Source organism: Ruegeria sp. AF3 (assembly GCF_056536285.1).
This window is the reverse complement of the sequence record NZ_JBQFJM010000001.1, coordinates 2,651,691-2,664,343: the sequence shown is the minus strand read 5'-3', so window position 1 is coordinate 2,664,343 and position 12,653 is coordinate 2,651,691. Positions and strand designations below refer to the sequence as shown.

General features: G+C 58.7%; 11 protein-coding genes. 8 read left to right on the top strand and 3 right to left on the bottom strand.

The window, feature by feature from the left end; genetic code table 11:
• Positions 1–50: 50 nt before the first annotated feature.
• On the bottom strand, positions 51–713 hold the full coding sequence (locus ACR3FC_RS13435) for a TetR/AcrR family transcriptional regulator (RefSeq protein WP_480475606.1): 663 nt from the start codon (positions 711–713) through the stop codon (positions 51–53).
• Between the two features lie 65 nt (positions 714–778).
• Here ACR3FC_RS13435 and ACR3FC_RS13430 point away from each other — a divergent pair, with 65 nt between their 5' ends.
• The 8 genes from ACR3FC_RS13430 to ACR3FC_RS13395 all read left to right on the top strand — a co-directional run bounded on the left by ACR3FC_RS13430 (position 779) and on the right by ACR3FC_RS13395 (position 11,765).
• On the top strand, positions 779–2,095 hold the full coding sequence (locus tag ACR3FC_RS13430) for a flavin-containing monooxygenase (RefSeq protein WP_480475603.1): 1,317 nt from the start codon (positions 779–781) through the stop codon (positions 2,093–2,095).
• Positions 2,092–2,994: a bile acid:sodium symporter family protein gene (locus ACR3FC_RS13425; RefSeq protein WP_480475601.1), complete on the top strand. Its 903-nt coding sequence runs from the start codon at positions 2,092–2,094 to the stop codon at positions 2,992–2,994. The genes ACR3FC_RS13430 and ACR3FC_RS13425 overlap by 4 nt, the downstream gene beginning before the upstream one ends.
• Positions 2,931–3,923, top strand: coding sequence for an SDR family oxidoreductase (locus ACR3FC_RS13420; RefSeq protein WP_480475599.1), 993 nt, complete (start codon positions 2,931–2,933; stop codon positions 3,921–3,923). The genes ACR3FC_RS13425 and ACR3FC_RS13420 overlap by 64 nt, the downstream gene beginning before the upstream one ends.
• Positions 3,920–4,684, top strand: a complete 765-nt coding sequence (locus ACR3FC_RS13415) for an SDR family NAD(P)-dependent oxidoreductase (protein ID WP_480475597.1) — start codon at positions 3,920–3,922, stop codon at positions 4,682–4,684. The genes ACR3FC_RS13420 and ACR3FC_RS13415 overlap by 4 nt, the downstream gene beginning before the upstream one ends.
• 79 nt (positions 4,685–4,763) lie before the next feature.
• Complete coding sequence (locus ACR3FC_RS13410; protein ID WP_480475595.1) at positions 4,764–7,232, top strand: heavy metal translocating P-type ATPase; 2,469 nt, start codon at positions 4,764–4,766, stop codon at positions 7,230–7,232.
• Positions 7,229–7,618: a Cu(I)-responsive transcriptional regulator gene (cueR, locus tag ACR3FC_RS13405; protein WP_480475593.1), complete on the top strand. Its 390-nt coding sequence runs from the start codon at positions 7,229–7,231 to the stop codon at positions 7,616–7,618. Before ACR3FC_RS13410 ends, cueR begins: the two co-directional genes overlap by 4 nt.
• A 59-nt stretch (positions 7,619–7,677) precedes the next feature.
• Positions 7,678–8,592 (top strand): NAD(P)-dependent oxidoreductase, encoded by a 915-nt coding sequence (locus ACR3FC_RS13400; RefSeq protein ID WP_480476906.1) that lies wholly within the window; start codon positions 7,678–7,680, stop codon positions 8,590–8,592.
• A gap of 107 nt (positions 8,593–8,699) precedes the next feature.
• Entirely contained in the window at positions 8,700–11,765 is a 3,066-nt protein-coding gene (locus ACR3FC_RS13395) for an aminotransferase class III-fold pyridoxal phosphate-dependent enzyme (protein WP_480475591.1), read from the top strand.
• Between the two features lie 49 nt (positions 11,766–11,814).
• On the opposite strand, the gene ACR3FC_RS13390 is transcribed toward ACR3FC_RS13395, so the two are convergent.
• Together ACR3FC_RS13390 and hemP are read right to left on the bottom strand one after the other, a co-directional pair.
• A complete protein-coding gene (locus ACR3FC_RS13390; protein ID WP_480475589.1) occupies positions 11,815–12,291 on the bottom strand; it encodes a hypothetical protein in 477 nt (158 codons plus the stop codon).
• Complete coding sequence (gene hemP / locus ACR3FC_RS13385) at positions 12,288–12,455, bottom strand: hemin uptake protein HemP (RefSeq protein ID WP_209504713.1); 168 nt, start codon at positions 12,453–12,455, stop codon at positions 12,288–12,290. The genes ACR3FC_RS13390 and hemP overlap by 4 nt, the downstream gene beginning before the upstream one ends.
• Positions 12,456–12,653 lie beyond the last annotated feature (198 nt).

Sequence of the window (12,653 nt, the reverse complement as noted above, 5' to 3'; positions counted from 1 at the left end):
GTTCAGCACCATCCTGTTCAACCATTTGCAGCAATAGCAATGCCGCGCGTTCAACCGCGACTGGTCTGAACCATCGCTTCGATACCGGCTGCACAAAAATCGATCAGGCGTTCCACTTCTGACACCCTGCCGCCTTGCGACAGGGCCCCGACCCGCCAGCCACTGTTGAGATGCGCCAGCATTGCCGAAACGGAATAGACCTGGCCGCTGGCCAGCAGCGCAGGGTCAACATCTGGATAAAGAGCAGCGATTTCGTCGATAAAAAGCCGGGCGGTCGGATCGAAACACTCTGCCGCGATTTCGCGCCAGCGGGGATCGACCGAGACATGCGCCACAAGGCGCCCATAGGCCATCCATCCCGAACCGCCTGTTTCTGCCAGTTCCACATAAGGCCGGATAAAACTGTCCAAGATTCCGCGCAGTGTCAGTGGACCCGCCCCTTTGGCCCTGTTCAGCGCATCTGTTCTGATCTGTGCCAGCTTGCCAGCACGACGTGCTATGGCGCGAAAAAACAGCTCCTCCTTGCCGCCGCCGTGGTGATGAACAAGGCCAACCTGAACGCCTGCAAGCGCAGCGATATCGCGGATCGACGCACCTTCGAATCCGCGTTCAGCAAAGACTGTTTCGGCCGCATTCATGATCCGCGCTTTGGTTTCCAAAGACCGCTTGGAAGGTGCCCTTTGTCTTGGTTTTTCTACGTTTTTCAGCGTCATGAATTTCATCTTGCCTTATTTTGGTCGTTCGTTCAATTTAAACCTCACGAACTTTGGGAGGGTTCATGACAGAAACGCGCGACGAATTCGCCCTGATCGGGGCGGGACCAATGGGTTTGGCCGCGGCCAAGGTGCTGAAAGAACAGGGGATCGCATTCCAGGGGTTTGAGTTGCATTCGGATGTTGGCGGTCTGTGGGATATCGATGCCCCAAGATCAACCATGTACGAGTCAGCGCACCTGATCTCGTCCAAACGCATGACCGAATTTGCAGATTTCCCCATGGATGACGCGGTCGCCGAGTACCCCTCGCACCGGGCGATGCGCGACTATTTCCGCGCATTTGCGGATCGTTTCGGGTTGCGTGAGAATTACAAACTCCATGCGGAAGTCACTCAGATCACTCCGCTGGGCAATCCGGGTGACGGTTGGCGCGTGTGCTGGCGGGATCAGGATGGCGACCATCAGGCCGAATATGCCGGCGTACTCATTGCGAACGGCACCCTGTCGGAACCGAATGTACCCAGCTTTCCGGGTACATTTGACGGCGAGTTGATCCATGCCTCACAATATCGGTATCCCAGTCAGTTCGACGGCAAGCGTGTGTTGGTCGTGGGCGCAGGTAATTCCGGCTGTGACATCGCAGTGGACGCGATCCATCACGCGAAACGCTGCGATCTGTCGATGCGGCGCGGGTACTATTTCGTCCCGAAATACGTCTTTGGCAAACCCGCTGACACAATGGGCGGAAAGATCCGTCTGCCGATGTGGCTGAAGCGTAAGGTCGACAGCCTGATCCTTGGCTGGTTTGTCGGCGATCCGCAGAAGTACGGCTTTCCCAAACCGGATTACAGGCTGTACGAAAGCCACCCCGTGGTGAATTCGCTGGTTCTGTATCACGCAGGCCATGGCGATCTGAGAATCCGCCCGGACATTAAACGGCTGGAAGGCCACACCGTGCATTTCAAGGACGGCTCCTGCGACGACTATGACATGATCCTCGCCGCGACCGGATACAAACTGCACTACCCGTTTATCGACAAGGACCTGCTGAACTGGCAAGGCGACGCCCCGCATCTGTATTTGAACACGATACATCCCGAACGGGACGATCTGTTCGTGCTGGGCATGGTCGAAGCCACGGGCCTGGGCTGGCAGGGCAGGCACGAGCAGGCCGAGATGGTGGCGCGCTACATCAAGGGGCTTCGACACGGCTGCCCCGTGGCAGCCGATCTGCACGCAGAAAAGCAAAAAGACTATGCCCGCGCCACCGGAGGCATGAACTATATCGATCTGCCCCGCATGGCCTATTACGTGGACAAGAATACTTACAGAAAGGCTGTCACCGGCTGGATCGACCGGCTGCGGAAGGCCGCCGCATGAGTGGTATTGACCAGATCACACTGAATTTCAGTCCGGCGTCTCTGACGCTGTTGAATGCTATTCTGGCAATCGTGATGTTCTCGATTGCCATCGACCTAACGCCTCGGGATTTTGACCGTTTAAGGCGCGCGCCCAAACCAGTGGTTGTCGGATTGATTTCACAACTCGTCGTCCTGCCTGCGCTGACCTTTGTGATGGTGTGGATTACCGCACCGCAACCGTCAATTGCGCTTGGCCTGATCCTTGTCGCGGCCTGCCCAGGGGGCAATATCTCGAACTTCATCACCCATCGCGCGGGCGGGAATGCAGCGCTTTCGGTGTCGATGACAGCCTTCGCCACCATCGGTGCAATCTTTATGACACCTTTCAACATTGCGCTTTGGGGCGGGCTTTACCCACCGACCCGCGCAATCCTGCAACAGACCCAGATCGACCCAATGCAGATCGCAATCCTGGTCGGTCTGATGCTGATCCTGCCGCTGGTTCTGGGAATTACGCTGAATCAACGCCTTCCCGCCTTGACGGCACGGTTACGCGCACCGCTGCAACTTCTGTCGATGGGTATCTTTGCTGGGTTTATCGTACTTGCTCTGGCTGCCAACTGGGGGTTTTTCCTTGGGTTTGCCGGGGCTGTTGCCGGGCTTGTGATCCTTCACAATGCCCTGGCGCTGGGGGGCGGTTGGGTTGTGGCCACTCTGACCGGGCTGTCCCCCTTTGACCGCCGCGCCATCACCATTGAGACCGGAATTCAGAACTCTGGACTTGGGCTTGTCCTAATCTTTGCATTTTTCAACGGTCTTGGCGGCATGGCCGTGGTCGCCGCATTCTGGGGAGTATGGCACGCTATCTCGGGCCTGGCTTTGGCGTCGGTCATGGCACGAACCGAGGCCGCACGATGACCCGCATCCTGATTACCGGCGCTGCCGGGATGGTCGGGCAAGCGCTGTTACCCGAATTTGTGGGGCACGAGGTCTTTGCAACCGATCTGAAACGCCCGGATAACCTGCCGGAAGACGTCTCATTTTTGTCCATGGATGTTACTACCGACGCTCCTGCACGTGTGATTGCCAAGGTGAAACCGGATGTGATTGTGCATTTGGCTTCTGTCGTGACGCCGCCACCGAAGATGGCGCGCGCCGTAGCCTATGCTGTCGATGTCGAAGGCACGCGCAATGTGGTGAATGCCGCCATCGCAAACGGGGTGCGCAGATTGGTCGTCACATCTTCCGGTGCCGCTTATGGCTATCATGCAGACAATCCTGTAGCGTTGCGCGAAGACGACCCATTGCGCGGCAACCCCGAGTTTCCTTATTCAGATCACAAGCGTCAGGTCGAAGAGATTTTGGCCGAAGCCCGCAGCGCCGCCCCCGATCTTGAGCAGGTTGTTCTGCGCGTGGGCACGGTTCTGGGGGCTGGAACCGAAAACCAGATCACCGCCCTGTTTCTCAAGCCACGTTTGCTGGCGGTATCCGGCAGCGAAAGCCCGTTTGTCTTTATCTGGACCCGGGATCTGGCACGCATCCTTCAGCGTGCAGCAACCGACGGGCCAACCGGGATTTACAACGTCGCCGGTGACGGCACGATGGGCGTGACCGACTTGGCCCGCGCCATGGGAAAACCGGTTCTGCGCCTGCCCGCATGGGTGTTGAAAGCGGCCCTAGCCGTGGCGCGCCCACTGGGTTTATCTCGCTATGGGCCGGAACAGGTACGGTTCCTTCAATATCGGCCAGTTCTGGACAACTCCGCCCTGAAATCTGAATTCGGTTATGTGCCCGAAAAAACCAGCGCCGAGGTTTTTGCGCTCTGGCAACAGCAGGCCGGGTTATGAAAACCGCGGTCATCTCCGGCGGTGCGGGCGGTTTGGGACAGGCTCTAAGCCGCGCATTGCAAGCCCGTGGGTGGCGGGTGGTGCTGTTGGATCTTGATGTGTCCGGTCTCCAAACAGAACCGAACCAACTGCCAATTACTTGTGATCTGACAGACCCCGAACAGCTTGCCAACGCAATTCAAAGGGCGATCACGTCAAGCGACAGCATTGATCTGGTCATCTACAACGCCGGGGTTACGCAGATTCGGGGGTTTGACCAGTCTGACACGGCCAGTCACCGTGCACTGTTCGATATCAACTATTTTGCAGCCGTTGAGATGGCTCGTGCATTCTTGCAGCCTCTCCGCGTGTCAAAGGGAACGCATCTGGCTATCTCGTCGGTGGCTGGTTTCGCTCCGCTTTGCCATCGCACGGCTTATGCAGCCTCGAAACACGCGCTTGAGGGTTTTTTCAAATCGCTTCGATCCGAAGAAAAGCCACATGGCGTTCAGGTTCAGATTGCAGCGCCGTCTTTTGTGGCCACCAACCCCGACAACGCAATGGAGCAACCCGACGGAACCGCGCGCCCCGGATCGGCCAAGGACGGAATGGACGAAATGAGCCCCGAGAGCGCCGCCGTGGCGATCCTGCGCGGACTGGACAAATCGCAGCCCATGATCCCGGTCGGACGCGTTGCACACATGTCGTGGTGGCTCAACCGTCTGTCACCACGCCTGTATCAGCGCTTAATGGAGCGTAACATGCGCGGGCCGGGATCGTAGAATTTTGCCGCGACCCCCTTGACCTTCCTGTCACTGGAACCCCCATCTGGAGGGCAGAAAACCACGTGGGATGAGTCGCATGGCGCAAAAAGCACTGACAGAACTGAAAGTCACCGGCATGGGATGCGCGTCCTGTGTGGGCCGTGTCGAGGCTGCGCTGCGTAATGTATCTGGTGTTGATGCGGCCTCGGTCAATTTCGCGACTAAGACGGCGCAGGTGGAATTTGACGGGCCGGTTTCGGCCCTGACATCGGCGCTGGATGCAGCCGGCTATCCGGCTGAAACAAGTCAAGCGGATCTGAGCATCGAGGGCATGAGCTGCGCATCCTGCGTTGGTAAGATCGAGCGTGCGTTGGCATCCACCGCTGGCGTAATTGAAGCACAGGTCAATCTGGCAACTCGGACGGCCACGGTGACTTACGCGACAGCGGCAACTACACCCGAGGCGCTGGCACAGGTTATTACCGGAATTGGATACCCCGCGCGTATCCAAAGTGTTGCCGAACCAGAAAGCCGGGAAGACGACGAAATTCAGCGGCTAGCCCGTTCCACAATACTGGCAGCGGCACTAGCCCTGCCCGTATTCATTCTTGAGATGGGCGGGCACATGATCCCCGTCTTCCACCATTGGATACAGGCGACCATTGGAACGCAGACGAGCCATCTGATTCAGTTTGCCCTGACCTCGGCTTTGCTGATCGGACCGGGCCGTGTGTTTTACCGCAAAGGAATCCCGTCGCTGTTGCAGGGCACGCCGGACATGAACGCGTTGGTAGCGCTTGGGACCGGCGCAGCTTATCTGTATTCGGTCACGGCCACATTCACGCCCGGCCTGCTGCCGCAAGGTACCGCCAATGTCTATTTCGAAGCGGCCGCGGTGATCGTGGTTCTGATCCTTCTCGGCCGATTGATGGAGGCGCGTGCCAAAGGCAAAACAGGTGCTGCGATCCGAAAACTGGTGGGTTTGCAACCAAAAACCGCGCGGGTCGAACTGGACGGACAGATACAGGACCGGCCAATCGCCGAAATCGTTGTCGGAGATATCCTGCACATCCGCCCCGGCGAGCGTGTACCGGTGGATGCCGATGTGCTTGAAGGCACCTCTTACGTTGATGAGAGCATGATCACGGGCGAGCCTGTGCCTGTTGGCAAGTCGGTGGGAGCGCCTGTTGTCGGCGGCACCGTGAATGGCACCGGCGCTCTACGGGTAAGCGCCACCCGGGTCGGTGGCGACACGGCTCTGGCACAGATCATTCGTATGGTGCAGCAGGCGCAGGGCGCGAAACTGCCTATTCAGGGGTTGGTGGATCGGATTACCTATCGCTTTGTTCCTGCGGTCATCGCTGTTGCGGTGATCACCGTCGCGCTCTGGCTGATCTTCGGCCCCAGCCCGGCCCTTCCCCTTGCGCTTGTCGCAGGTGTTTCAGTTCTGATCATCGCCTGCCCCTGCGCAATGGGGTTGGCGACCCCAACCTCGATCATGGTGGGTACCGGACGTGCGGCAGAACTGGGGGTATTGTTCCGCAAGGGTGATGCGTTGCAACAGCTTCAGCAGGCGCGCGTCATCGCGTTGGACAAGACCGGAACCCTGACGCTGGGACGCCCCGAACTGGACAGCGTGACAACGGCGAAGGGGTTTGACCGGGAGGAAGTTCTGCGACTGGCCGCAGCCCTTGAGGCACGGTCAGAACACCCGATCGCATCCGCCATCACCCGCGCGGGGCCCGCGACACTGCCAGAGGTATCGGATGTCCGTTCGCTTACCGGGCTTGGCCTGCAAGGGTTGGTCGAAGGCCGCGACGTGTTGATCGGGTCGCACCGGTTGATGCAGCAGCGTGGGATTACACTTGGAGCCCTGGCGGAAGAGGCCGAAGCCCGTGCCGCCCAGGGGGCAACCCCTCTGTTCGTCGCTCTGGATGGGCAGGCGGCGGCCACGTTGTCCGTTTCTGACCCGATCAAGCCCGGCACAGTGGAGGCGCTGGAACGGTTGCACCAGATGGGTTTGACCGTGGCAATGATCACTGGTGACAACGCGCGCACCGCGCAGGCTCTGGCCGACCGGCTGGGGATTGATCATGTCACTGCCGAGGTACTTCCCGATGGCAAGGTAGAAGCAATCACGGCCTTGCGGGACCGGTTCGGAGTGCTGGCCTTTGTCGGTGACGGGATCAACGACGCCCCCGCTCTGGCGGCGGCTGATATCGGCATCGCCATCGGAACCGGCACGGATGTAGCCATCGAAACAGCCGACATTGTCCTCATGTCTGGTGATTTGCGGGGCGTCGCGAATGCGACCGAGATCAGCCGCCGGACAATGAAGAATATTCGCCAGAATTTGGGCTGGGCCTTCGGATACAATGTCCTTCTGATACCGGTGGCTGCCGGTGCGCTGTACCCGTTTGGCGGCTATCTGCTGTCCCCATCGCTGGCAGCTGGTGCAATGGCACTGTCGAGCGTTTTTGTGGTCTCGAATGCGCTGCGCCTGCGCCGTATTCGCGCCAGCGTGCCGGAAGCCTCAGGTACGGCCACCAAAGAGGTGCGCGCATGAATATCGGAGATGTTTCCACGCGCACCGGCCTGCCCGCCAAGACGATCCGGTATTATGAGGACATCAACCTGATCAAACCAATGCGCGACGACAATGGCTATCGCCGGTTTCGCGACCAGGACGTGCACAAGCTGAACTTTCTGGGCCGCGCCCGGGCTCTTGGGTTCACCATCGAGGATTGCCGGACCTTGCTGGCGCTGTACGAAGATGAAACCCGTGCCAGTGCCGACGTGAAACAAGTTGCACGCGACCATCTTGTTCAGATCGAAACCAAGATCGCAGACCTGAACGCCATGCGCGATACGCTAAGCCACCTGATCGACGCCTGCGCCGGGGACGACCGGCCCGATTGCCCGATCCTGCGGGATCTGGGTGGGAAAGGCTGACTTGGGGTTGCCCTTTGGGCGCAGCTTTGCTTTGTCTTCGCCAGAGATTTTGGTCAGGCCTGTTTCGCGGAAGCCGACCGAACAGCGGAGAGGATCACAAAATGGCAAAAGTCGCGTTCCTTGGCCTTGGTGTCATGGGCTATCCCATGGCCGGACATCTGCAAACCGCAGGCCATGACGTCACCGTTTACAACCGTACGACCACCAAGGCCGAGGCCTGGGTCGCGCAGCATGGCGGCGCGATGGCAGCCACTCCGAAAGACGCCGTCAAGGATGCTGAGTTTGTCATGGCCTGCGTCGGCAATGACGACGACTTGCGCATGGTTTGCACCGGTGAGGATGGCGCGTTTCAGGGAATGTCCAACGGGGCCATTTTTGTTGACCACACGACGGTTTCAGCAAAGGTCACGCGCGAGCTTTACGCTGCTGGCCTATCTCAGGGTATCGCTTTTGTGGACGCCCCGGTTTCGGGCGGTCAGGCCGGCGCTGAAAACGGCGTTCTCTCAATTATGTGTGGCGGCGATCAGACAGCTTATGATGCGGCTGAGCCGGTAATGAACGTCTATTCCAAAATCTGCCGTCGCCTCGGAGCCAGCGGCGCGGGCCAGATGACCAAGATGTGCAACCAGATCGCGATTGCCGGTCTGGTTCAGGGTCTCAGTGAAGCCTTGCACTTTGCCGAAAAAGCGGGCTTGGACGGAAAGGCTGTTGTTGAGGTGATCAGCCAGGGTGCTGCAGGCAGCTGGCAGATGGCAAACCGGTATGAAACCATGCTGAATGATCAGTTCGAACATGGCTTTGCTGTGGACTGGATGCGCAAGGATCTGGGGATTTGTCTGGATACGGCCAATGAAACCGGTGCGTCTCTGCCGGTGACCGCTCTGGTCGATCAGTTCTACAAGGACGTGCAGAAACTGGGCGGCGGGCGATGGGACACGTCATCGCTGTTCAAACGTTTGCGTGCCTTGGATTAAGGGGTCGGGGGGCTGTCTGCCCCCTCTTGTCCCTTTGGGCCAATTCACCCCCGAGGATATTTTCGGCCAGATGAAGAGGATCCCGGATGAGCGGGACGGAGAAAGACATGAGCGATTTGGTGAACTTCTGGGCGGACGCGCTGCGCCAAAACTGGGGACTGGACGCACGGTTGACTCGGCTGGATGGCGAATATGATCTGAACTTTCTGGCGCAAGCCACAAATGGTCAGGACTATGTGCTGAAAGTCATGCGCGCGGGGTGCGATGCGAGTCTGGTAGATCTTCAGATCGAAGCGCTTGCGCATATCGCCTCGGAAGCACCGGGGTTGCCGTTTCCCAAGGTGTTCCCGGCGTTGAACGGCGCAATGTTGCCGGAAATTTCCGATTCCGAAGGGAAATCGCGGCTGGTGTGGTTGCAGGAACGCCTGCCCGGGCGCTGCTATGCACAAGCGAACCCGAAATCCGAAGAGCTGATCCTGAAATTGGGTCGTGTTTTGGGCGCAACAGATCGCGCGCTGGAGGGGTTTCAGCATGAAGCTTTGCACCGCCCAGATTTCAAATGGGACCTGACACAAGCGGGTTGGATCAGTGACAAACTGGGCGCCATCAGCGATCCCGCGCGTCAGGCGTTGCTTCGGGATATCTGCAACGAATTCACGGCGATCACGGATAGGCTTGAGGGCCTGCCGAAACAGGCCATTCACAACGACGCCAATGATTATAACGTTCTGGTTGAAGGCGAATTGGGCGAGCGGAGGCGGGTTTCCGGCCTTATTGATCTGGGTGACATGTGTGCAGCACCGCGCGTCTGTGACCTTGCGATCGCCGGGGCCTATGTGGTGCTAGATCATGCCAGACCCGAGCGGGCATTAACTGCTCTCATACGGGGGTACCATGCCGCAAACCGACTGCAAGCCGAGGAGATCGACCTGATCTGGCCTCTGCTGCGGATGCGACTGGCAGTATCTGTCCTCAACTCGACCCTGATGGCGGTCGAAAACCCGGACGATCCATATGTGACAATCTCGCAGGCACCTGCGTGGCGGTTTCTTGAGAATGCATCCGTCAACGGCGGACTGATGTCTGCGCGTCTTCGGGCAGCGTGCGGGCTGCCGGTCGTGGACGGCGCAGAACGCATCCATGCGTATCTGCAAGAACATCGCGGCCGGTTTTCCCAACTGTTCGGTCAGGACCTAAGCGATGTTCCTATGGGGTCGTTGTCGGTTGAAAATTGTGTGTGGCCCCAGAACCCTTTCCACATGCCATTGGCCGAGGCCGCACATGTTGGTGAAGAATACGGCGAAGGGCTGTGGCTGGGCTATTACAACGAACCCCGCCTGATCTATGCCGAGCCGGGATTTCGCAAAGGGCCTTGGAAAGCCTCGGATCGGCGAACAGTGCATCTGGCGGTAGATGTGTTTGCACCTGCCGGGACAGTGCTGCATGCGCCAATGAGCGGGCGGGTCGAAGTGGTCGAGAACCGAGATCAGCACCTCGATTACGGTGCGGTGATAATCCTGCACCATGGAACGCCGGATAGCGATCCGTTCTACACGCTCTATGGTCATCTGGACCCGGAATGCTGTGACCGGTTGAAACCCGGCGATCCGGTGGCACAGGGGGCGGCGTTCGCCCGGTTGGGCGACGCCAGCCAGAATGGCGGATGGGCACCGCATGTGCATTTCCAGCTGGCGCTGACAACCAATGGCATGGAGGCGGATTGGCCCGGTGTCGGCGATCCGGATGAGATGGAGTTGTGGCACGCAGTCTGCCCGAACCCGGCGGCCTTACTGAACCTGCCGGATGACAAGGTTTTCTACCAACCCACCGACAAACAGGCGATCCTGCAAGGCCGCCGCGATCACTTTGGCGGCAACCTGTCGCTGACTTATGATGACCCTGTCATGCTCGTACGCGGGTGGAAACATCACCTGTTTGACGAATGGGGCCGCCCCTATCTGGACGCCTATAACAACGTCCCTCATGTGGGTCATGCGCATCCCCGCATTCAAGCTGTAGCGGCGGATCAGTTGAAGCGGATGAACTCGAATACCCGCTACCTGCATCCGGCACAGACAACTTTTGCTGACAAGATCCTGTCCAAACTGCCCGATCACTTCGAGGTCTGCTTCTTCGTCAATTCCGGAACTGAAGCGAACGAACTGGCCCTGCGGCTTGCCCGTGCCCATACCGGCGCCAAGGGGATCGTGACGCCAGACCATGGCTATCACGGCAATACGAATGCGGCTGTGGCGATATCGGCCTACAAGTTCAACAAACCCGGTGGCATCGGGAAAGCCGACTGGGTTGAACTGGTCGAGGTTGCGGACGACTATCGCGGTTCGTTCAAGCGTGACGATGCGGATCGGGCGCAGAAGTTTGCCGATCTTGTGGACCCGGCCATTGCTGCCTTGCAGGACCGGGGTCAGGGTCTGGCCGGGTTCATCGCCGAAACTTTCCCGTCTGTCGGTGGACAAATCATTCCGCCCAAAGGTTACCTGCCTGCGGTTTATGAAAAAATCCGTGCCGCCGGGGGTGTCTGCATAGCAGATGAGGTACAGACCGGTCTGGGTCGCCTGGGTGAGTATTACTTTGGATTTGAACATCAGGGCGCGCTTCCTGATATCGTGGTGATGGGTAAACCCATTGGTAACGGGCACCCTCTGGGTGTGCTGGTGACGACGCGGGCGATTGCCGACAGCTTCAATAACGGGATCGAATTCTTCTCGACCTTTGGCGGATCGACGCTGTCTTGCCGGATCGGCAAGGAAGTATTGGACATCGTCGATGATGAAGGCCTGCAGGACAATGCGCGTCAGATGGGTGACCGCCTGAAAATCGGGCTGCGCCAGATCGAAGCCGACTTTGGTTGCGTTGGCGATGTACGGGGCATGGGACTGTTTCTGGGTGTTGAGCTGATCAATCCCGACGGAACCGAAGGAACCGAGATTTGCAGCTATGTCAAAAATCGGATGCGTGATCACCGAATTCTGATCGGCAGTGAGGGACCAAAGGACAACATCCTGAAAATCCGCCCACCGCTGACGATTGAGGCCGAGGATGTGGACATGATCCTGTGGGCGCTAAGGGACGTGCTGTCCGAGGTCGGTGACTTCTCTCCTGCTCCGGTTTGCGGTCACGACCATCACCACGCGGGATGCGGGTGCTGCTGAAGGATTGACCCCGGCGCTTTGCCGGGGTTTGACCGTCCTGCAAGCACAGTCAATGCAAAACGGCAGTGCGGGTATCGTGGCCTGTCGTCGGAATCGCATTTCCCGTCGTCATACGCCGGAGCGTCAGGCCCAGTTCCTCCGACAGGGATGCCAGAGCAGGCGCAAAATCCGGGCGCACGATCAGTGACGCCATCATCATCGCGTCTTCGCGTGCCCCTTCGGATGCGGCGGCAACCATTTGGGCAAAACAATTCTCATCCGCGCCCAGACATGCACACCCCAGACCGTGCCTGATTAGCGGGCGTCGACAATGCGTTGCGCAAAGCGAACACAGACGATCCAGCGTCAGCATGGCGGCACGCCCATAATCTGATCCCAGCGCTATGCAAAAATCGCTCGCGATATCAGCGCGACCGCTTTCACCCTGGCTCCACATCCGCAGATACATCACCGCACCCGCTTCGACTGGATCAAGATCCGCCAGACGGCCGACCGCGGCACCGCCGCGCAATGAATGCGCGCTCATTTCGTCAGGATCAGTTTACCTGCACGGGTGATGCGCAGGGTATACAATTGGTCACCCAACTCGATATGGGCCAGGTGGCCACCTTTGGTCAAATCCTCGGCCTTGTGCGCAGGCAGCATCGAGACAGCATAACCTTGGGTTGGGGTCGGGTTCTGTACGTTCATCGGGGCATCTCCAGAGCGAGTCGGCATGGTGCCATACCTGTTGCGTTTCGTTTTATCTGGCTGACCCGAGAGGGTTGGCTTTCCGTTTCTGTCATTAAATCTGATTATTTTAGTAAGGAATGTCAAGCGCTGTTTCAAATCAGGCGTCATTGAGCCGATTGCGCCCCTGAAAACGACGGGTTAAGACTTGGGGCGGGT